This is a genomic window from Paenibacillus spiritus (genome assembly GCF_008710135.1).
Taxonomy (GTDB): Bacteria; Bacillota; Bacilli; order Paenibacillales; family Paenibacillaceae; genus Paenibacillus_AQ; species Paenibacillus_AQ glufosinatiresistens.
This window is the reverse complement of sequence record NZ_VYKK01000016.1, coordinates 1-20951: the sequence shown is the minus strand read 5'-3', so window position 1 is coordinate 20951 and position 20951 is coordinate 1. Positions and strand designations below refer to the sequence as shown.

Genomic DNA, 20951 nt, shown 5'->3' with positions numbered 1-20951 from the left:
TGACGGTTCATAAATTTATTACACCCTGTGCGCCATGATCCTGTTCGCTCAAATGATCCTTAGGACGGATGGGACTGCCGGGACTGTTCCTTCTTTGCCTTCGCGCGGGAGCGGATCTTGTCCGCATAACCCGGCTTGTTCTCCTGCCGCTGTCTGGCGATGGCCAGATCGTTCTCCGATACGGAGCGGGTAATGGTCGATCCGGCTACCACATAAGCGCCCTTGCCGACCTTGACCGGCGCGATCAGGTTGACGTTGCTGCCGATGAAAGCTTCGTCCTCAATCTCGGTGAGCGCCTTGTTGAATCCGTCGTAATTGACGGTTATGGCTCCACAGCCGACATTGACGTTCTTGCCGACAGAAGCGTCGCCGATGTAGCTCAGATGCGACACCTTGGAGCCGTCTCCGATCGTCGCCTTCTTGATCTCGACGAAGTCTCCGATCTTCACATCCTCGCCGAGCACGCTGCCCGGCCGCAAATAGGCAAAAGGCCCAACGGTTGTCCGTGCGCCGACTTCCGCCTGATTCAGCACGGAATGCTTGATCTGCGCCCCGTCTGCAATCACGCTGTCTTCAATTTCCGCGGAAGGACCGATGATGCAGTCTTCCCCGATTACGGTTCTGCCCTTCAGCAGAGTGCCGGGATAAAGTACCGTGTCCGAGCCGATGACGACGTCGGCGCCGATATAGGTGGATTCCGGATCAATAATGCTGACGCCGCCAAGCATATGGCGTTTTACAATGCGCTGACGCATCACCGCCTCGGCCTCGGACAGCGCTACCCGGTCATTGACGCCGATGGACTCGGCTGCGTCCGTCGTCTGATAGGCCAGCACCCGGTCTCCCTGGTTGCGCAAAATGCCGATCACATCGGTCAGGTAGTATTCCTGCTGGGCATTCTCGTTGGTCACCTGATCCAAAGCGGCGAATAACTTCTTATTATCGAAGCAATAAATGCCTGTATTGATCTCCTGGATGGCGGCTTCCTCCGGCGTGGCGTCCTTCTGCTCGACAATGCCCAGCAGTTCCCCGCTCTCTCCCCGAATAATGCGTCCCAGTCCCGACGGATCTTCCATCACGGCGGTCAGAATCGTAGCGGACGCTCCTTCCCGCTCATGCAGCGCCATCAGCGCTACCAGCGTTTCCGGCGTAATCAGCGGCGTATCGCCGTAAGCTACAATGGTCGTGCCCTCTTCCGCAGCAATCCGTTCGGCCGCCTGCTTCACCGCATGGCCCGTACCGAGCTGCCGATCCTGCAGCACATACTCGGCGGAATTGCCCAAATAAGCCTGAACGGCTTCTGCTCCGTGCCCGACCACGACGATGCTGCGCTCGCAGCCGGTCGCCTTGACCGTATCCAACACGTGTCCTACCATCGGCTTACCGCATACGGGATGCAGCACTTTGTACAACTTGGATTTCATGCGCTTGCCCTGTCCCGCAGCAAGAACAACAGCCATTCTCTTCAAGAATGCCAACCTCCTACTTCTTGAACTCCATACTGAATATACTTCATTCCAGGCAAAAAGAAAAGGGAACCATAAGCTGGTTCCCTTTTCTTCGAACCCCAATAGCGAAGAGTTATGCCCCCTCTTCAATGACTTCCTCTTCCGTTGCAGCGCGTTCATATTCGGCCAGAACAGCCGACTGGATCTTCTCCCGCGTTCCCGAGGAAATCGGATGCGCGATGTCGCGGAATTCGCCGTCCGGCGTACGCTTGCTGGGCATAGCAACAAACATACCGTTGTTACCGTCGATGACGCGAATGTCATGAACAACAAACTCGTTGTCGATGGTAATGGATGCGATCGCCTTCATTCTCCCTTCGGAGTTGACGCGGCGGAGTCTTACATCCGTAATTTGCATGTGTGTGTTCACCACCTTTTTCCATCAGAGACTTGGGTGTAATATTCCACACTGCTGGGCGAATTCCTTCTTTTTGGTTCCATAAAATGCCTGTAAAAGCAGATTATTTTGGGCTATCCAACGTTTCCGACACCGTTCTCCACGACTCCCCATCTTTCCCCAAGCTTTCGCCACAACCCGCTACTGGGCGCGTCCGGCAAAGTAATTCCCGGGATGGGCCGAAATGATGCGCTCTCTCGCGTCCACCTCGCCGAGAGATACCAGCGACACATAATCATGCAGCAGCCGGTCCTTGACATCGGCAACTTCCGATTCCACCAGTACGCCGACTCCGGCCACCTGGGCCCCGAACTCGCCGAGCAGATCGACCATCCCGCGAATCGTACCGCCCATCTTCATGAAGTCATCCACAATCAGCACCTTCGATTTCTCGCGCAGGGCGCGGCGGGACAGCGACATGGTATGGATACTCTTATGGGAGCCCGATACATAATTGATGCTGACCGCAGACCCTTCCGTTACCTTATGGTCCCGGCGCACCAGAATGACCGGCAGCCCAAGCTGGCCTGCGGTAGCGTAGGCGAGCGGAATTCCCTTCGTCTCCACCGTCATCACGGCATCAATCTCCACTCCGTAAAAAGCGGTGGCGATCAGCTTGCCGGCCTTCTCCATTATGGCGGGCTGTCCGAGCAGATCGGACATATAGAGATAGCCTCCGGGCAGAATCCGGTCACTCTGCTCCAGCATCTGGCACAGCTCCGCAATAAAGGACGACGCTTCGTCGGCAGGCATCCGGGGAATGAACTTGACGCCTCCGGCGGCGCCGGCCAGCGTCTGCAGCTCGCCCATGCCCTCGCCTTCAAAGACTTCCTTGATGATCGCCAGATCCTCGCTGATCGACGATTTGGCCGACCCGTACCGGTCGGCGAACAGAGAGAGCGGCAGCAGCTCGTGCGGCTTCTCCAGCAGAAAATGAGTCATGTCCACCAAGCGTTGGCTTCGTTTTAATTTCTTCAACGGAAAGCTCCTTGTCAAAACCGAATATTATAGAGAGAATATACCACTTTTGTACGGCTTTGCACAAGGCAGGCGCTTTCGGTCAAGAGAGCGACCGTACCGCGTATACTTCCTTGCAGAAGCCGCGCAGTCCGTTATAGATGCGCGCCACCTTGGACGGACGCGACACCAGGCCGAACACGGTCGGTCCGCTGCCCGACATCAGCACTCCTTCCGCGCCGAGGCGGATCATCGCTTCCTTGATGCGCCGCACCTCCGGATGCCAGGGCAATGTGACATCCTCCAGCACATTTCCGAGCCCGCTGCAGACGGCGCGGAAATCGCCCGCTTCAATCGCAGCCTGCATCGCCGCCGCGGAAGGGTGATGCTCGATGGCGCCCGCCCGCAGACGGCCGTAGACATCCGCCGTCGAGACATTGATCGGCGGCTTGGCCAACACCACCCAGCAGGGCGGCGGATTCGGGATCGGCGTCAGCTGCTCGCCCCGCCCTGTCGCCAGGGCGGTCCCTCCGCTGACGCAGAACGGCACATCGGAGCCGAGCTCGGCTCCGAGCCGCTGCAGTTCCGCCTCGGCGATTCCGAGGTTCCAGAGGCGGTTCAGCCCGCGCAGCGTAGCCGCGGCGTCGCTGCTGCCCCCGGCCAGCCCTGCGGCGACCGGAATTTTTTTATCCAGATGAATATGTACGCCGGCCTTGACGCCGTAACGGTCCTTCACCAGTCTTGCCGCCTGGAACGCCAGATTCTTCTCGTCCAGCGGAATGTACCCGGCCTGGCTTGAGATAATGATCGTTCCCTGTCTCAGCTCCGACAGCTCCAGCCGGTCCGCGAGATCGACCATCGTCATGATCATCTCGACTTCATGGAAGCCGTCCGGGCGCTTGCGCAGCACATCGAGCATCAGGTTGATTTTGGCCGGTGCTTTTTCATAGATTCTCAAGGCGTTCACCTTCTCTTCGTAGTTCCCACTCCAAACAGCTTAACATATTATAGGGGAATCCGGTGGCCAAGTCCATTCCATGAGATCCGTCCGGGAAGAGACGCGCGAACAGGGCCGTCCCTTTAAGGAACCGCCCTGCCCTCCTGTAGAACGTCTACGACCGGCGCGCCGCCTGTTCGGCAAGCTCAATCGCCCGCTTCACCATGTTGCCGGCATCGGCGGCTCGAATTCCGCCCCAGCCTTCGCGCTGGACCGTGTCATAGAACCCCAGTTCCTTCGCCAGCTCCGTCTTCAGCTCTTCCGACATTACACCGCGTCTTCTTCGGCTCATGTTCTGCCCTCCTGCTGTAGATCTGGGATGAAGTATTGCACTCTTAGTGTGCCTGAACCGGCTCCCGATTATCCGGCAATCAAAAGCGGCCCCTCTGCCAGCGCAGCGGGACCGCTTGTGGAAAGCTAAATCACTTCTTCCCCGCAGACCGTGATTTCCACGGATTCCGTCAGGACGTCGGTATAGCTGTAAGATACACGCTTGAACGACTGCTGCTCGTCCAGCTTGACAATAAATACAGAAGGGTACGTTTCTTCCAGGACACCCGTGCGTTCCACGGTTTTACGGCGACCACCATTTGCTCTCAGCGTAATCTTGGATCCGACATGAGCTTCGAGATTCCGTTTGATTTCCAATAGCGTGTTATTAGCCATTGCCTGACGACCACCTCTTTCCTTGTCCATTATACCTCATCTTCAAGATAAATGTCAAGGTAAACCCATAATTATAGGGGATGCTTATTGGTGTTGTCAACGGGTTTTTTTGCTAAAAAAGAGAAGAATTAGCGACAGTCGCTGCCTCTTCTCTCTCCTTCTGCCAGCTGCCGAAGACCGCCTCTTCAGACTGCCGACGGCGTTACTTTCAGCGTTGCCAGATTGCTGAGTCTCGGCATTCCGATCCGGAAGCTTCCGCGAGTCTCAATACCGCCCACGCCCTGGCTGCCGCTGATGGTATGATGCAGCACATCGTTCAGGTTCACCGTCTCGCGTATGGACGTCACCGCCGCCTTGGCCGCAATATAGACGGGGTCGAGTGCATGGATGAGGACGCGTGCCGGGGAGGAAGCAAAATTCGCGCCTGCTCCCAGCAGGGCTTCAAAATGCGATTGGCAGGCGCCCGCCACTACCGTCAGCGCATCGTAATGCCGCTCATACTCCCGGGCTACCCGGATCGCGGCTACGAAATTCTGCGAGTTCTTGTAGCTGCCAAGACTGTACAGGTCGTACGTGTGCGGCGGCTTCAGCACGCCGTCATGCCCGGTAATCACCACAATGTCCGGACGCACGCGCGGCAGCAGCCGGTACAGCGTATCGGCCATCGCCGCTTCCGGCACATGGTGCCCCTCCGCCGGGATGCGAAGCTGTTCGTAGAGACTCAGGCTTTTGCTTAAGTAAGCCCGGTCTCCGTCCAGATGAAGCACCTTGCCCGGAACTTCAAAATAGCCATGATCCGCAGCTCCCGGAATCCAAGAGCCCGAACTGCCGGGGCCTGACGGCCGAATCCCATCCTGCCGTTCCTTCTGCAGAAGCGACAGCGACTCGACCGCCTTGATGCGGGCCCGATGCCCCAGCTCCGTCTCCTCGGCCTCGCGGGCGGGCAGCAGATCGTCGACCGGCGCGTCCGCCAGAAGCCGGAACTCGGTCCCCTTGATGATGGCCTGATTCCGCTGAATCTGCTCCACGCGGAATGTGATGTCGGCCCCATACGATTTGCGGACGACCAGATCTCCCAAATTCATCAGAACATCACCTCTACCCCATCGTATGGGCAAGTGCGGGGGATGGTTCTGCCTATCTTCAAAATTATCGCCTCTAGGCTACGCCCGCGGCCAGCAGCACATCGCTCAGGCGGGCGAACTCCTCCAGGCTGAGCGTCTCCCCCCGGCGGGAAGGCTCGATCCCGGCCTCCGCCAGAAGCTCCTCCAGCCGCTCCCGCCCTTCCTTCGCAAAATAGCGGGCCTTGAGGTTGTTCGCAATCGTCTTGCGCCGCTGGGTGAACGACGCCTGCACGACGCCGAAGAAATGCTGCTCGTCCTGCACTTCCACCGGCGGCGTCTCTCTGACCTTCAGCCGGATTACGGCCGATTCCACATTCGGCTGGGGAATGAAGACAGTATGGGGAACCGTACAGATGAGCTCCGGCTCGCTGTAATACTGAACGGCAATGCTCAGACTTCCGTAGTCCTTGCCGCCGGGCGAAGCCGCCATGCGCTCTGCCACTTCCTTCTGGATCATGACAACAATATTCTTGAGCGGCAGCTTCTCCTCCAGCAGCTTCATCAGAATGGGTGTCGTCACATAATAGGGCAGGTTAGCCACGACGCTCACTCCCTGGACGGAAGCAAAGTCTTCCTCGAACAGCGCCTTCAGGTCTACCTTCAGCACGTCGTCATTTCGCACCTTTACGTGCGGGTGCGGCGCCAGCACCTCCTCCAGAATCGGAATGAGCCGGCGGTCGATTTCGACCGCCGTTACCGCTCCGGCCTGGTCCGCCAGACGCTCCGTCAGAGCGCCGATGCCGGGGCCGATCTCAAGGGCGCCGTCCTCCTTGGTCAGTTCGGCGGCGCCGACGATTTTGTCCAGAATGTTCCGGTCAATCAGAAAGTTCTGGCCGAGGCTCTTCTTGAAGGAGAAACCGTGCCGCGCAATAATCTCTTTCGTCCGCTTGGGGGACGAAACCTCTTCTCTGCCGTTCATGCCCTGTTGTCCTCCCTGCTTGTCTCCATCCGTTCCACCTGCTCCAGCGCCCCGGCGAATTCCGCCGGCGTGATGCCGAACATCGCCAGCCGCTTGTAGAGCTGCTTGCCGTTGCAGTATCCGATGCCCAGCGCATTGCCGAGAGCCATCCGGCGCTCCGCCGCTCTGGGGTGCACGATCAGGCCGGCATCCAGAAGGTCATCCATCCCGATCTGGGGCGGCGCGCCCTCAAAGGACGTATGCACCCGCGACAGCGCGTGGCGAATGGCTTCGGGCGAGGCGTTCTCCACTCCGATGTCGCCGCGCCGCGTCGCTTCGGCTTCCGGAATAAAGGCGTGCTTGCAGCCCGGAACCTTGGACGACACGATCTTGCGGATGCGTTCACCGGCATGGTCAGGGTCGGTCAGAATAATCACGCCGCGCCGCTCCATCGCCAGCCGAATCCGGGAAATGACCGCCGGCCCAACCGCAGAGCCTCCGGTCTCAATTGTGTCCGCCTCGACGGCCCGCTTGACCGCCACCGTGTCGCTTCGGCCTTCCACCACTATGACTTCTTTGATCATCATCTATCAGGCATCCCTTATTGATAAAAAGTTATAGCCTCCCGCAACTTCCCGCGGAATAAATCCGTCGGATATAACAAAAAGAAGGGTTCGCTCCCCTTCTTTTTGGCTAAAGAATTGTATAGGCGAGAGCTTAACTCACTATAGCGTAAGTCCCGCTTTTTTGCAAAAACCGTCCCACCTCACTGCCGTCAGTTCAGCTCGGGTTTGACCGGTCCGATCACATACACCGTACGTGACTTGCGTCCGAAATTCCGTGCATGGCTCAATGAATCGTAGTAGACGTCGATCTTGTTGCCTTTGATGGCACCGCCCGTATCCTCTGCGCGGCGGAATCCCAGACCTTCAATGTACACCCACCAGCCAATCGGAATGATATTCGGATCGACCGCAATGGTCCGTCCCTCGGTTACCCGCGTCCCCGAAGCCGTCCGTGTGCCAATGCCCGGCTCTTCGGAAGAGTAGGCCGTCATGGAGACATTCTTGATTACCCGTTTATAATCGAAATTTACGCCGGATTTCTTGGCCGTTCCTCTGCTTGAGGTAGTTTTGGCCTTGGTTGTGGTGGCTTTGGCTTTGGTTGTGGCAGCGACAGCAACTGCTGGCTTGGGAATCGGCTTCGCCTTGGTGCCGACGGCAATAACTTTGTCTTTCGTTACCGTCTGAACCTCTTTGCCGACCATGACCATCGAAGCGAGCTGACCATCCTGATAGGTCTTCTCGATATGCTGGATCATGACTCCCGGTTTGCCTGCCTGTGCCACACGCACGTCACCCACATAGAGGGAAGGGTCCGCCGTCTTGATGACCCGGAACGGCAAGTTCTGCGTCCGCTGCACGACTTGCTTCGTGATACGAACGACCTTGACATCCAGACGATTGGCGGAAATTGCGGTGTCGGTCGAAGGAAATACTTTGTCATGCTCGCCCAAGTTTACCCCGAGCTTGGTTAATGCGGTGCCGAGGTGATCCTCGGTCGTATATACGGTCTTCGTCTTGCCGCCTTCGGTCAGGCTGATCTGATGCGCCCGGTCGATGGCGATACGGTCACCGTTCTTCAATTCGTCGCTTACCGAGGCCGACAATTGGTCATGCGGCGATACCGTAATTCCGGCTTCCGCCAGAATGTCGCCAAGAAGCGTCTTGCGCGTCTCCAGCGTCCGGATGTCTCCGTCGACAACAACTGTAATTTGCTTAATGCTGCTGCCGCCGGTCAAGAACACGATCAACAGCACCACCGCGGCAGATGCGGCTCCTGCGAGCAGCAGGATGCGAATATGGCTCTGAATCCATTGTACTGCGTTCGGCCTGCTGGATGTCTGCGAATCATGGGTCATCTCTGGTTGAATTGCGCCCATACTCTCCATCCTCCTTGCATAGCTTCCGGCCGCGAACTTCTCTCTTTGATGACTGTCACGGCGTTCGCGTGAAGCTACATGAGATTGTCACAGGATACGCGGTAGATCAGAAGCATGCGTCTCCCGTTCACCGATCGGCTGCCCGGCACTCGTATTTATCCGGCGGATACTGTAAAAATTCAAACAAAAAAAGCCTGGAAAGAGACTCTAACAGAGGACTCTTCCGTGGCTTTTCCAAGGCCGGATCAGGGACTTGTGCACGAGGTTTCCTCTCTTACTTGCGCTTACGGGGTTAGCTGTCGGGTTCGGACGAAAGAGAGACGCCCTATCTCAGGTCATCCGCTCATGGCGAATGCCCTCAAATTCACCCCAAAGACCACGAAAAGAAATCAAATACTGTTCTGCAGACGCGTCCGACGATGGCTTATGTACGACCGGGATACGGCAGATCAATATCGGTTCCCCCGTTCTCCGTGACGGAGACTCAGCGAGACGATCGGTGAATCAACGGCTGACCAGCAGCTCGTTGTACTGAAAAGATGATATCCTGTTTTAATGCAGATTGTAAAGCGCACTTCAACCACGTTTACAAACATAAAAGGTTAAATATTTGTAATAAACAGCGGTTTCTTCGTTAAAAAAGTTTAATCCTTCGAGAATGCTCCCTTTTTCACCCCTTTTCCTCCGGATTTCGCTGGATACCAAATCGTTCCAGCGCGTTCGCATACGTTTTTTTAGATAATTCTTCCAAATGTAAGCCCTTTATTTCAGCCGCCGCTTCTGCCACCAACCTGACATGAGCACTCTCATTCCGCTTACCGCGGAAGGGGTGAGGCGTCAGATAGGGGGAGTCCGTTTCGATCAGCAGCCGGTCCATCGGCGTCTCCTTCAAGACCTCTTTCGGAACCCTTGCATTCTTGAATGTAACCGGTCCCCCAAAAGACAAATGGAAGCCCATGTGAAGGCATTGTTTGGCCGTCTCCCAGCTCCCCGAGAAGGAGTGCATGACGCCGCCAACCTCCGATGCTTTTTCCTCGCGGAGAATTTTAACAATATCCTCATGGGCATCGCGATTATGGATGACAATCGGCATGTTCAATTCCCGGGCCAGTCCGATCTGACGGCGTAAAAGCGCCTGCTGCACATCCTTCGGCGATGTATCCCAATAATAATCCAGCCCGATTTCGCCGATAGCGACGACTTTGGGATGGGCGCATAGGGAAGCGATCCATTCCAGGTCGCCTTCGCGGAAATCAATGGCATCCACAGGATGCCAGCCTATGGCGGCATAAATGCTGTCATACTTCTCGGTCAGGCTCATCGTGGTCGGGATGGTCTCACGGTTGAAGCCGATATTGATCATTCGGGTGACCCCGGATTCGAAGGCCCGGGCTATAGTCTCCTCCCGGTCGCCGTCGAACTGCGGCGCATCCAGATGGGTATGCGTGTCGAATAATTCCATGGGTTCAGGCTCCTCTCCTTCTGTCTACAATCGTTCAAATATGGCGCGCACATTCCCGGGAAGATGCGGGAGCAGTGGCATGAGCTTATCTTGCGGGACATATAAATGATAGCGGCCCCGGTGAATGCCGCTGATCGAGCGGACAATGTCCGATACTTCCGAAATTTCACGCAGCCGTTCCTGGCGGTCCAGCAGCAAAATCTGCTTCCCGTGAAAGCCCTCTCCGGGACGGAATACATCATAGGGCAGATCGGTAGGGAAATCAATTTCCAGGTCATATTCCGGGTGAAGTCCCGCTTCCCGGAAGCAGCGGCGAATCTCGTCGATTGTCTCCATATCCAGACTTTCCATTTCTACATACTTATACAATCTACGGTGGATGAACCGGTTACAGAGATCGCTGAGCAGCTCATCCTTCTCCCGGGTCCACTGCATAAAGGCCGTCTGTACCAGCGCTTCATCCAGCAGCAAATACTGCCGGACACTGATTTCATCCTCGAATAAATCGGACAACGGTTCAATCATGAAGCGAAACGGGTAACCATTCGTATACAGTTCTTTCGCCCGGCGAAAAATTTGGCGCAGAATAATCTCCGAGCTTCGGGTGACCGGATGAAAGTACACCTGCCAGTACATCTGATAGCGGGACATTAAATAATCCTCGATCGCATGCATCCCGGACTCCTTCACTACAACGCGGCCGTTGTAAGGCCGCAGCACCCGGAGAATCCGGTCGATGTCAATCGTACCGTAATTAACCCCTGTATAGTAGGCGTCCCGAAGCAAATAATCCATCCGGTCTGCATCCAGAGGACTGGAGACCAGATTGACCACAATGTCATGTTCATAGGTTTTGCAGATGACGGACGCGACCTTTTGTGGAAAATCGGGGCTTACCTCCCGCAGAATCTCTGTAATGGCTGTATCCTCCTGAATAATCCGGCAGGTCCAATCTTCGTGGTTCATTTCAAAAGCTTCTTCTATAGAATGAGAGAACGGCCCATGCCCGAGATCATGGAGCAGCGCCGCGCAGAGCGTGACCAGACGTTCCTCGGGAATCCAGTCGCCGTAACCGGCGCGCTCGAACTGCGAGATAATGCGGCGGGTAATTTCATAGACACCCAGCGAGTGGGAGAAGCGGCTATGTTCCGCGCCATGAAAAGTCAGATAAGTCGTTCCAAGCTGACGAATGCGGCGCAGACGCTGGAACTCCGGAGTATTGATCAATCGCCAGATCACCGTATCCTGGACATGGATATAATTGTGAACCGGATCTTTAAATACCTTTTCTTCCGTAAGCGGTCGTGTCATACGCGATCCCTCCCTAAAAATAACAAATATAATGTCGTAAAATGTCGAATAATAGCATGTTTAATCATTTCCAATTCGACAATTCAATATCCCAGTCCTTCTTGCTCTCAACCCCTCCAGTACCGCCATTTCAAAAAGAACAACCTTCCAAAAAAATTCGCCCGCTGAACTCGGGTTGACTGTTCTGGGAATGCTTGGTATTATAAGGTACACAAAACAGAGAAGATTGTCGAACGCTGACACTTTTTGATGACTATTTGAGAGGAGCAAGATTGGATATGATGAAATCAACTGGGATTGTTAGAAAAGTAGATGAATTGGGACGGGTCGTTATTCCGATTGAACTGCGCCGCACCCTGGGCATCGGCGAGAAGGACGCCCTTGAAATTTATGTAGACGGCGAACGGATCATGCTGAAGAAATATGAGCCGGCCTGCATCTTCTGCGGCAACGCCGAGAACGTTACGTATTTTAAAGGAAAAATTGTTTGTCATGAATGTATTTCTGCCATTCCTGCCCCTGTGACAAATTAAACGAAATCCGTTATAATAGAATCCATACTACTGTTAATTCTAACCTTTTTAATATCTCCTTGACCCTCCGCCCCAAGCGGAGGGTATTTTTTGTTCCTCTTCTTACTGTTCCTTCAGCAGTTCATTGTAGATCTCCCGCTTGGCAACCCCTCGATCGGAAGCGGTCTTCTTCATCGCCTCTTTGCGTTCCATGCCTTGCGCTTCATAATGGGCGACATGTTCGGCCGTCGTCAAGCTCTGCCACCATGCTGCCTCTGCCTCCGCAGCGGCCTCGGCGCTCTCCCCCTCAATTACAAGCACATATTCCCCCAGAGGAGGATGCTCGCTCAGCCATTCCAGACAGTCTTCAAGCGTCCCGCGGACAAACTCCTCGTAACGTTTGGTCAGCTCCCGCGCCAGCGCTGCCCGCCGATTGCCGAAGGCTTCCAGCATGAGTGCCAGCGTCTTGCCGACCCGGTGTGGAGATTCGTAGAACAGCAGGGTTCCTTGGGCGGACCTCAATCCGGATAAGATCTTCAGAATATCCTTGCGTTCGCGCGGAAGAAAGCCGATAAAGGTGAAGCTGTCTGTCGGAAGACCGGATGCAATCAGCGCCGACAAGGCGGCGTTCGCTCCGGGTACGGGAACCACCGGAATTCCGGCTTCGACGGCAAGCTGCACCAAGTCTGCCCCAGGATCGGAAATCGCCGGCAGACCGGCATCGCTGACGAGTGCCAAATTTTTACCTTCTATTATATATCGAATCAGTTCAGGTCCGCTTGCCGCTTTATTGTGCTCATGGTAGCTGAACAGCAGCGACGGTGTAATCTCAAAATGGCTGAGCAGCTTCCGCGTCTGCCGGGTATCCTCGGCGGCGATAATGTCGCATTCCTTCAGCATCCGAACGGCCCGGTAGGTCATATCCTCCAGGTTGCCGATCGGCGTAGCGACAAGATACAGCGTACCGGTCCCCTGCACGCTCTGCTGGAAGCTGCTCTGAATCTGTATCGTCATGACAGTCCCTCTTTTGTCCCGAAATAAATATCCTGAATCTCCGGTGTATACCGGTTGTCTTCATTATAAACAATGAGCGGGGGCTTCAATCGCACCTCCGGCTTGCCGTCCCGAATGGCCTCGATCAGGACCATATTGGCTTCCAGCGACGCACGCGGGTGTACAAACCGGACAATCTTGGGTTCCAGCCGGTACTGCCGCATCAGACTGAAGATATCCGCCAGCCGCTGCGGCTTATGAACCATCGCCACCTTGCCGCCGGTGCGGACCAGCCGGACACAAGCCTGGATCACTTCCTCCAGCGTACAGCCCAGCTCATGCCTTGCCATCGCCTGATGCCGGTTCAGCTTCAGATCGCTGCCGTTCAGCGGCATATAGGGAGGATTGACCGTTATGGCGTCGTAGACGCCGTAACCGGCAATCTGGTGGAATTCCCTAAGATCGCCTTCATGAATCATAACCCGATCTTCCAGCCCGTTCAATTCTACACTCCGGCGGGCCATTCCAGTCAATCGGGGCTGGATTTCAACGCCTTCAATGGAGGCGTTCGTCCGCGTGGTGAGCAGGATCGGAATAACCCCGTTCCCCGTACACAGATCCAACACCCGCCCCCTCGGCGGAAGAGAAGCGAACCGGGCCAGCAGCACCGCGTCCATCGAGAAGCTGAACACCTCGTCGCTCTGAATGATTCTCAGGTTATGGCTGAGCAGATCGTCGATGCGCTCCGTCTCCAGCAGCGGAACTTCCGGTTGTATGGAATCCATAGTCTCTCTCCTTCAAAAAAAACCGTAGGCGGCAATCCCCTACGGTTCAAATGTTCTTATTTATTGAGAAAAGCCAAACAGAACAGGCAGTCTCCTTCGGTACGCAGATGGCCGAAATAGACGTTGCAGATATGGAACCCTTCATTATAGAGTCTGGCCAGATTGTCATAGCCTTCTCCAACCACCTCATCGGCCTTCTCTCCGGCACCCGCCGGATGGCTCTTCGGCTCGATTCCCCCGTCGGCATGATCCGGCGGAGCTTCACGCAGCAGAATCTTGCGAAGCTGCTCGTTCTCGAGGCTAAGAAGCTGGTTGCTCTCCATCAGTTCCTTGACGGATTGCCGCCACTCCCCAAGGCTGGTCCGCATACGGTCCATTTGATCTTCCATTTCCTGAATGTGTGCAAAAATATCGAATATATTGTGTTTATCCAAGTCTCCACCCCGAAGGTATCTTTATGGTTTACTTGACAACAACATCATCCATGGAAAGTTCCTTGACTTTGCCGATCTCGAACAGCTGAACATGAAGCGTCCGTTTGCCGGCATTGATACCGACAACCTTCCCTTCGCCCAGCGGACTGACGACCAGTTTGCCCACGGCAGGCATTTCTTCCTTAACGCTCTCGTAGTTATCATGCTCAAATTTCAGGCAGCACATCAGCCTTCCGCAGAGTCCGGAAATCTTCGTCGGGTTCAGCGACAGATTCTGATCTTTCGCCATCTTGATGGATACGGGTTCAAAATCCCCCAGCCAGGACGAGCAGCACAGCACACGCCCGCACGGTCCGAGTCCGCCCAGCATCTTCGACTCGTCGCGGACGCCAATCTGGCGAAGCTCAATCCGGGTACGGAAGATGCTGGCCAGATCCTTGACCAGTTCCCGGAAGTCCACACGCCCTTCGGCGGTGAAATAGAAAATAATCTTGTTGCGGTCAAACGTAAATTCGACATCCACCAGCTTCATCTTCAGCCCGTGGTCGCGAATCTTGTTCAGGCAGGTGGCAAATGCGTCCTTTGCAGCCTGTTTGTTCTCTTCCACAACGCGCGCATCGGCATCGCCGGCGATCCGCATGACCTTCTTCAACGGAAGAACGACATCCGTCTCCTGCACTTCTTTCTTCCCAATAACAACCTTGCCGTACTCGACTCCCCGCGCTGTCTCAACGATGACGCAGTGATCGCGCTCCACCGGCAGATCCATGGGGTCAAAATAATATATTTTACCCGCTTTTTTGAAGCGGACACCTACTACGCTGTACACAAAAAAACTAACCTCCCTTGTATGCCGGCAGGGCCGGCAAGTCCGCTCCCTGATGATTCGTGACTGTATTTCTTGCCCGCAAACCGTTGGCATCCGGGGAAGACCTTATACCGGAGGATAAATCCGCTGCCTAATGACGCTCCAGTTGAATCAGGAATTGTTCCAGAGTCAGTTGGGAATTGGCGTTAAAACGCAGTTTTTTCTTGCTCTCAGCGGCGTATTCCATATAGGATGCCCACTCGCCGGGGGTTCGCAATCGGGCCTGAGACGAAATCACGTCCAATTGATCGATAAATACGATAGCCTCGTGTTTCCGGTACAGGAAATACAGCATATCCTTGAACCATAGGTGGAACATGCTGAACAATACATCCAGATGTTCTCCAAGCCCTGTCTTCTGCAGTCTCGAGCCGGCGGTCGCCACCGCCGAAGTTCCTCTGCCAAAAGACTCCTTTGCTAATTGTAACACTAGATTTCTCATTTCTGCAAACCAATTCTGCTCTAGCAGAGCCTTACAGCCATCGACTCCCGAGCTTAGAGAAACGGCGCAGCGGGCCAAGGGACCCGTCCACCCCTCCTCTGCCAGAATCTGCAACATGATCTCCGGCGCAAGCGGCGAGAACGGAACCGTCTGCGCCCGCGACAGGATGGTCGGCAGCAGCGCCCGGCTGTTGTCCGACAACAGAATCGCCACAGCGGGAGCCGGCGGCTCTTCCAGGAACTTCAGCAGACTGTTGGCCGCCTGAACCGTCATCGTATCCGCCTGGTCAATGATATAGACCTTCGGATGATCGCCCTCCGACCGATAAGAAAAAATCCGCTGAAGATCGCGGATCTGTTCAATCTTGATATGGCTGCCGTCCGGTACCACCATCTTTAAATCCGGATGATTGCCATGCTCGACTTTGCGGCACTCCAGGCAGGCTCCGCAGGCATCATCGGTCTTCTCTGTACAAAAAAGCGCCTGGGCAAACGTCAACGCCGTCTTCATCTGCCCGCTGCCGCCCGGTCCCGTGAACAAGTACGCATGGCTGACCGTGTTCCGGCGCAGGGCATTCTGAAGCATCGTCTTCGCCCGCTCCTGGCCCCGTATATCTCCAAAAGCCATGATGTCCTCCTCCACAATCTATACTAAAACGTCAGATTAATCAGCATACCGCGGATTTCGCCAACTTTGCCCAGAAGCTCAATACGCCCCTGCTCGCTCTCCAGCAGCTCATCGGCCATGGCCAGCAGCGCCTCATCAATCTCTTCCAGCAGCTTATACTGCTTGCCCCGGCCTCTGCGGTCCCAGCCTTTCTTGTCCCTCAAGGCAACGCCGCGCCGTGCGGTCTCCTCCAGAAACCGCTTGACCATTGCCCGGTAAATCGCCAGCTCCCGGACGGTCATCGACTTGGAGAGACGGTCCCCCTGGGTCCGGATCTCCTGCAGCTGACGGGTCAGTTCATCGCGCGAAGCCTGTTGTCCCTGCTGTTGAAAGACATCGGAGAAATTCTTCTGTTGAACCGGCTTCCCCGCCGATTCACCGACCGACAGCTCCCCTTTGATGGGGCGGAAATTCGGGTTGATCTTCACGGTTGATTCACCGCCTCTATATAAAATGAAGAATATGAATTCCCTGCTCATCTACCGCTTAACCGCCGCTGCCGAAGGTCTTCCGGCAGCGGCTCTTTTGCAGCTTCTAGTAATGCTCGAACCGGTCTACCGGCATCACGAATACCGTCGCGCCTCCGACCTGAACCTCAACCGGAAGCGGCAAGTAGGAATCTGTCGTGCCGCTCATCGGCGTCACCGGAGTCACGAGCTGCTCGCGAACCTTGCAGCTGTTGCGGATTACGTTCAGCACGGCCTCCACCTGTCCGTCATCGACCCCGATCATGAATGTCGTATTCCCTGCGCGAAGGAAGCCGCCGGTACTGGCCAGCTTCGTTGCCCGAAAATTCGCCTTGACCAGTTCGCTCGACAGCCGGTTGCTGTCCTTATCCTGAATAATGGCAATAATCAGTTTCATCGAACGTTCCTCCTTGTGATTTGACCTTTAACCGGTTAGCTTACTCTTATTTTTATTCGTCGTCCCGGTCTATAAATCCTTTAGAATCCGATCTTCCAGCGTCCGGATCAATTCCTGCTCGACCACGGCCACCGGGCGGTTCGCATCCAGCGTCACGATCCGTTCCGGATGCTTCTTGGCCAGCAGAAGGTACCCTTCTCTTACCCGCTTATGGAAGGCCAGACTCTCGAGATCCAGCCGGTTCACCTCTCGCTGTCCGCTGGCATTGATACGGGCAAGTCCATCTTCAGGGGGAATATCGAGATATACCGTCAGATCCGGCGTACGTCCGCCTGTAGCGAACTGATTGATTGCCTCGACCTCATCCATTCCAAGCCCTCTGGCATGTCCCTGATAGACCAGACTGCTGTCGACAAAACGGTCGCATAGTACCACCAGTCCGTCCTTCAGCGCCGGTTCTACCCGCTCTGCCAGGTGCTGCGCGCGCGAGGCGGCATACAGGAGCGCTTCCGTTCTTGCATCCATGGCGGTGTGCTCCGGGTTCAGAATAATACTGCGGATCTTCTCCGCGATCTCAATTCCGCCCGGCTCTCTCGTAATCAGATAAGGCAGCGAACGGCCCTGTAAATAGGCAGCCATTCTTCCGATTACAGTGGTTTTGCCCGCCCCGTCTCCGCCCTCAATCGTAATAAAAAGTCCCTGATGTCTCAATGTTCTGACTCACGCCTCTCTTCGGTATACCTGTATCGTTCCGGTCTTCGTGGATTCCGCTCCTTGGAACCTGGCCCCTGCCGTCTGCAACGCCTTCAGCCGCTCCGCCGTCTCCCTGCGAATGACCTCTCCGGGATAGAGCAGCGGTATGCCGGGCGGATAGGGGATGATCATCTCCGCGGCTCTTCTTCCCGCACACTCTTCAAACGATACATGCTCTGTATCCTGCGGGCGCACCGGCGCCAGAGAGAAATGAACCGGCTCTGAGAAGCCGGAAGCAGAAATGTTCCACGTGGAAAAATCCCCTTGAGGGCTGCCTAAGCCCTCTCTCTCTTTATCCTCTCCGCTCTTCCATGCGTCTGAGCCAGCAGGAGCCTCGCGGTCAATTTCCCGCAGCGCATCCAGCAGATTCGCCATCTCCTCGGCCCGCGATCCCAGGCTTAGCGCCAGGACGACATAGCGGTCATCGCACATCTCCGGCACGAAGCCTTTGGCTTCAAGCCGCGCCTGCAGCTCGAACCCGCCCAGTACGCCGCAGCCGTCATGAATGACGGCCTTGAACGGGTCCTGGGCTGTATATCCTGCCCCGGCTCCGCACGGGGCGGTCGCTTCCCCCGGGGAATCGCTGTCCCCGGGGCTGCGGTCCTCCTGCTGCGCCGGCAGCAGGAGCGGAAAGCGCGGCAGCTCCGCCAGGCCGCGCCGGAGCCTATCCACGGCGGCCAGCCCCGCCGTGAAGGCTTCCTCGCGCCGGACATGCAGCTCCCGGCGCGCCAGATCGAGCGAAGCCATCAGCGGATACGATGGGCTGGAGCTCTGAATCATGGCGAGCCGCTGCCGCAGCAGCGCGCGGTCGAGCCTTGGCCCCTGAACATGGAGCATTGCTCCCATGGTCATCGCGGCCAGCATCTTGTGCGTGGACTGGACGACACCGTCCGCGCCGGCCTGCAGCGCACCCCGCGGCAGCGCCGGGTGCAGCCCGTAATGCGCCCCGTGGGCTTCATCCACCAGCAGCGGCACACCGTGCTCGTGGCAGACTTCCGCCAGGGACGCGAGATCCCCTCCCATGCCATAGTAATTCGGCATGGTCACCAGGACGGCGGCGGCCTCCGGGTAGGCCGCCAGAGCCCTGCGCACCGTTTCAGCCCCCGGTGCAACCGCCAGCCCGCTGGCCGGATCAAGCTGCGGGTCCAGAAAGACGCCCCGCGCCCCGGCCAGCATCAGCCCGTGGAGGACTGACTTGTGAACGTTTCGCTGGAGCAGCAGCAGCTTGCCAGGCTGATCGCATACCGTCAGAATCAGCCCGAGATTGCCGGCCGTGCTTCCTCCTACCAGCAGGAAGCTCTCTTCCGCCCCGAAGCAATCCGCTGCCAGCTCCTGCGCCTCGCGGATGACCCCTTCCGGATGATGCAGATCATCGCTGCCTGTAATCTCCGTCAAATCGACTTTCATGATATCCCTCAAGAATCCTGCTGCTTCAGAGGAATAGACAGCCCCGTCTTTATGTCCGGGAACATGCAGAGATACATCTTTCCTTCGCGCGTACGCTTCCATCATTTCATAGATCGGTGCCCGTTCATGCCTGCGACTCATCCTTGCCTTCTTCCCTCCAGCTCTCATAGCTTCATTTTAACGCATAACAGGCAGATTTGTCGCTTTTTCCGTCTTCCATTGTAAAAAGGCTCCGCTCCCCTATGGAAACGAAGCCCTTTCTATTCCCCTGGATCCGCTGCGCCTCATGCATTCTTTTGCAATCCAATCTTCTTCATCCGTCCGATAAAAAAGCGGTACTTGGCATCCTCTGTCTCCGTCCGCACCATTTCCGCCTCACAATCCTCACATATAAAATGGGAGACGATGCGAATTCCTTGCTCCTTCTCCTGTCCGCAAATAATGCAGGTACAGTCCTTCTCCATTTCCATAGCCATCCCACCTTGACTCTTTTAGAATCAGTATGATACACTCCCTAGTATTTTAAACCCGGTTGCTAGTCTTTTTACGCCTTTTTTTATTCTACGCCCATTTTATGCCGGGCCGCTTGCCCCCGTGAACCTCTCATTTAAGATTTTATCCATTCTGGCCGATAGAAGGGTTATGAGAACTGCGACAGGGAGGTTCAAATGCTTGGTTAGAACGAAGGATACCGACAAATCCGCCGCTACCTACTACCACTACAAACTGATTAAGAAAATGACGGTGCCCCGCCCCGTTCTGCTTATCTTTCAGTGGGCTCCACTCCTTTTTGCAGTGGCAGAGACTTTCACACTATCCGTGTTCAGCGTTGTCTATTGCATGATCGCCCTGCCGGTTGTGCTCTGGATCCATTATGTAATTGCCCGGTCCGTTCTGCTGATTGCCGGATATCCCGTCCGAAAGCGATGGAGATTCACCCTGAATCTTCCCTGGGTCGGTTATATGCCCGAACAGTATGCGCCTTATCGACTGTTTCGTGCCGCCCAGCTCCACACCTTCTGGATTGGCTTCGCGGTAACCGCCATGTTCATCGTATGGACGCCTCCAGCCTTCACCGTATCCCTGGCATTAATTCATTTATGGATTCTCGGTCCGCGCTTCTATATCCTGCTGCGCTTTGGGTGGAGACGTCAGGATGATATGCTGAAATTTGGGCCAGCCGAAGCGGCATGCTATTCACCGTAACCCATGAGATTCTAAAACAGACAGGGCGGTTCACCAGCCAATGAATGGCTATGAACCGCCCTAATGTGATTAAGGAGCTCCGATCTCCAGGACTGCCTCCTTCTTTTCTTTGGGAACCATCACGATAAAATAACCATTATGCAGCGTTAAGTGAATGATTCGCCCTTCCTTCATAAAGGTATAGGAAGATTCTGATCCGCTCTGCTCCTTCTGATCATTCTGCTCCTCCTCTTGCCATCCCCACGCCTCTATCTCCTTGTAATAAGGGTCCGGTATCGGCTTCTCGCCTTTAAGTCCCGGCAGCGAATAACGTACATAATCCATCGCGGCATTTGTCGTGGTACGGTCGGATGAATTGGCTTCTTTGGGAACGGGAAAAGATTTCTCATTCTGCGCGCCCTCATAAGTTTTCCAAGAAGGCTGGTTGGAACCGCATGCGCTCAACCAGATAACGGACAGGCATAGAATCAGGAGCATTCTTACCCTGACAAGTGCTCTCATTTCCGGCTTCCCTCCTTGCTTCACCATGTATCCAAGGATACATGCGGATCTGGATTGTCTGCTCTTTGAGTAGTCCATGAGTCGCTGCTCATTGTGCATATAGATTGCATACTTTCATTATACTTGTAACTTAAGACCTGTCGGTGACAAAAATGTCACTCAAAACACAGGCCGTTAGCCTCGGTTTCATAACAAAAAACCACCGCCGAAAGATGGTCAAGACCCCATTTAGTGGACATTGAAAAAAACACCTAGGTT

25 protein-coding genes and 1 riboswitch are annotated in these 20951 nt (G+C 55.5%); of the genes, 2 read left to right on the top strand and 23 right to left on the bottom strand.

Annotation, left to right across the window (positions count from 1 at the left end):
- Positions 1-59 precede the first annotated feature (59 nt).
- The 12 genes from glmU to F4V43_RS12750 form a co-directional block, all read right to left on the bottom strand.
- Positions 60-1469, bottom strand: a complete 1410-nt coding sequence (gene glmU, locus F4V43_RS12805; protein WP_150458647.1) for a bifunctional UDP-N-acetylglucosamine diphosphorylase/glucosamine-1-phosphate N-acetyltransferase GlmU — start codon at positions 1467-1469, stop codon at positions 60-62.
- Between the two features lie 112 nt (positions 1470-1581).
- Positions 1582-1866 (bottom strand): septation regulator SpoVG, encoded by a 285-nt coding sequence (gene spoVG / locus F4V43_RS12800; RefSeq protein WP_006207419.1) that lies wholly within the window; start codon positions 1864-1866, stop codon positions 1582-1584.
- Positions 1867-2046: 180 nt separating this feature from the next.
- Entirely contained in the window at positions 2047-2883 is an 837-nt protein-coding gene (gene purR / locus F4V43_RS12795; protein ID WP_150458646.1) for a pur operon repressor, read from the bottom strand.
- An 82-nt stretch (positions 2884-2965) separates the two neighbouring features.
- Complete coding sequence (gene ispE / locus F4V43_RS12790) at positions 2966-3820, bottom strand: 4-(cytidine 5'-diphospho)-2-C-methyl-D-erythritol kinase (protein WP_150458645.1); 855 nt, start codon at positions 3818-3820, stop codon at positions 2966-2968.
- Positions 3821-3974: 154 nt separating this feature from the next.
- Positions 3975-4151, bottom strand: a complete 177-nt coding sequence (locus F4V43_RS12785) for a small, acid-soluble spore protein, alpha/beta type (protein WP_150458644.1) — start codon at positions 4149-4151, stop codon at positions 3975-3977.
- A gap of 125 nt (positions 4152-4276) precedes the next feature.
- A complete protein-coding gene (gene veg / locus F4V43_RS12780) occupies positions 4277-4525 on the bottom strand; it encodes a biofilm formation stimulator Veg (RefSeq protein ID WP_150458682.1) in 249 nt (82 codons plus the stop codon).
- A gap of 185 nt (positions 4526-4710) precedes the next feature.
- The gene (gene yabG / locus F4V43_RS12775) at positions 4711-5610 is read right to left on the bottom strand and encodes a sporulation peptidase YabG (RefSeq protein ID WP_150458643.1); all 900 of its coding nucleotides are present in this window, start codon (positions 5608-5610) and stop codon (positions 4711-4713) included.
- A 73-nt stretch (positions 5611-5683) separates the two neighbouring features.
- Positions 5684-6568 carry a 16S rRNA (adenine(1518)-N(6)/adenine(1519)-N(6))-dimethyltransferase RsmA gene (rsmA, locus tag F4V43_RS12770; RefSeq protein WP_150458642.1) on the bottom strand — a complete coding sequence of 295 codons (885 nt, stop codon included), beginning with the start codon at positions 6566-6568 and terminating at the stop codon, positions 5684-5686.
- Positions 6565-7131 carry a ribonuclease M5 gene (gene rnmV / locus F4V43_RS12765; RefSeq protein ID WP_150458681.1) on the bottom strand — a complete coding sequence of 189 codons (567 nt, stop codon included), beginning with the start codon at positions 7129-7131 and terminating at the stop codon, positions 6565-6567. Before rnmV ends, rsmA begins: the two co-directional genes overlap by 4 nt.
- A 191-nt stretch (positions 7132-7322) precedes the next feature.
- Positions 7323-8489, bottom strand: coding sequence for a 3D domain-containing protein (locus F4V43_RS12760; RefSeq protein WP_150458641.1), 1167 nt, complete (start codon positions 8487-8489; stop codon positions 7323-7325).
- A 266-nt stretch (positions 8490-8755) separates the two neighbouring features.
- Positions 8756-8989, bottom strand: a riboswitch (cyclic di-AMP (ydaO/yuaA leader).
- A 170-nt stretch (positions 8990-9159) separates the two neighbouring features.
- Positions 9160-9951 carry a TatD family hydrolase gene (locus F4V43_RS12755; protein WP_150458640.1) on the bottom strand — a complete coding sequence of 264 codons (792 nt, stop codon included), beginning with the start codon at positions 9949-9951 and terminating at the stop codon, positions 9160-9162.
- A gap of 24 nt (positions 9952-9975) precedes the next feature.
- On the bottom strand, positions 9976-11262 hold the full coding sequence (locus F4V43_RS12750; RefSeq protein ID WP_150458639.1) for an HD domain-containing protein: 1287 nt from the start codon (positions 11260-11262) through the stop codon (positions 9976-9978).
- Between the two features lie 278 nt (positions 11263-11540).
- Between F4V43_RS12750 and F4V43_RS12745 the strand changes: the two genes are divergently transcribed.
- A complete protein-coding gene (locus tag F4V43_RS12745) occupies positions 11541-11795 on the top strand; it encodes an AbrB/MazE/SpoVT family DNA-binding domain-containing protein (protein ID WP_025332575.1) in 255 nt (84 codons plus the stop codon).
- 102 nt (positions 11796-11897) lie between these two features.
- On the opposite strand, the gene rsmI is transcribed toward F4V43_RS12745, so the two are convergent.
- The 10 genes from rsmI to F4V43_RS12695 all read right to left on the bottom strand — a co-directional run bounded on the left by rsmI (position 11898) and on the right by F4V43_RS12695 (position 19456).
- Positions 11898-12788 carry a 16S rRNA (cytidine(1402)-2'-O)-methyltransferase gene (gene rsmI / locus F4V43_RS12740; RefSeq protein WP_150458638.1) on the bottom strand — a complete coding sequence of 297 codons (891 nt, stop codon included), beginning with the start codon at positions 12786-12788 and terminating at the stop codon, positions 11898-11900.
- The gene (locus F4V43_RS12735) at positions 12785-13552 is read right to left on the bottom strand and encodes a tRNA1(Val) (adenine(37)-N6)-methyltransferase (protein WP_150458637.1); all 768 of its coding nucleotides are present in this window, start codon (positions 13550-13552) and stop codon (positions 12785-12787) included. Before F4V43_RS12735 ends, rsmI begins: the two co-directional genes overlap by 4 nt.
- A 56-nt stretch (positions 13553-13608) precedes the next feature.
- A complete protein-coding gene (locus F4V43_RS12730) occupies positions 13609-13986 on the bottom strand; it encodes an initiation-control protein YabA (RefSeq protein ID WP_150458636.1) in 378 nt (125 codons plus the stop codon).
- A gap of 28 nt (positions 13987-14014) precedes the next feature.
- A complete protein-coding gene (locus tag F4V43_RS12725; protein WP_150458635.1) occupies positions 14015-14815 on the bottom strand; it encodes a stage 0 sporulation family protein in 801 nt (266 codons plus the stop codon).
- A 130-nt stretch (positions 14816-14945) separates the two neighbouring features.
- Positions 14946-15923 (bottom strand): DNA polymerase III subunit delta', encoded by a 978-nt coding sequence (holB, locus tag F4V43_RS12720; protein ID WP_150458634.1) that lies wholly within the window; start codon positions 15921-15923, stop codon positions 14946-14948.
- Between the two features lie 23 nt (positions 15924-15946).
- Positions 15947-16390 carry a YaaR family protein gene (locus tag F4V43_RS12715; protein WP_150458633.1) on the bottom strand — a complete coding sequence of 148 codons (444 nt, stop codon included), beginning with the start codon at positions 16388-16390 and terminating at the stop codon, positions 15947-15949.
- A gap of 106 nt (positions 16391-16496) precedes the next feature.
- Positions 16497-16826, bottom strand: a complete 330-nt coding sequence (locus F4V43_RS12710; RefSeq protein WP_150458632.1) for a cyclic-di-AMP receptor — start codon at positions 16824-16826, stop codon at positions 16497-16499.
- Between the two features lie 69 nt (positions 16827-16895).
- Positions 16896-17537 (bottom strand): dTMP kinase, encoded by a 642-nt coding sequence (gene tmk / locus F4V43_RS12705; RefSeq protein ID WP_150458631.1) that lies wholly within the window; start codon positions 17535-17537, stop codon positions 16896-16898.
- Positions 17538-17546: 9 nt separating this feature from the next.
- Complete coding sequence (locus F4V43_RS12700; RefSeq protein ID WP_150458630.1) at positions 17547-19127, bottom strand: aminotransferase class I/II-fold pyridoxal phosphate-dependent enzyme; 1581 nt, start codon at positions 19125-19127, stop codon at positions 17547-17549.
- A gap of 143 nt (positions 19128-19270) precedes the next feature.
- Complete coding sequence (locus tag F4V43_RS12695; RefSeq protein WP_150458629.1) at positions 19271-19456, bottom strand: sigma factor G inhibitor Gin; 186 nt, start codon at positions 19454-19456, stop codon at positions 19271-19273.
- 202 nt (positions 19457-19658) lie between these two features.
- On the opposite strand from F4V43_RS12695, the gene F4V43_RS12690 reads away from it, so the two are divergent.
- On the top strand, positions 19659-20192 hold the full coding sequence (locus tag F4V43_RS12690; protein WP_223879881.1) for a hypothetical protein: 534 nt from the start codon (positions 19659-19661) through the stop codon (positions 20190-20192).
- Positions 20193-20261: 69 nt separating this feature from the next.
- Here the strand turns inward: F4V43_RS12690 and F4V43_RS12685 are convergent, their stop codons facing one another.
- Positions 20262-20693, bottom strand: coding sequence for a hypothetical protein (locus F4V43_RS12685; RefSeq protein WP_150458627.1), 432 nt, complete (start codon positions 20691-20693; stop codon positions 20262-20264).
- Between the last annotated feature and the right edge of the window lie 258 nt (positions 20694-20951).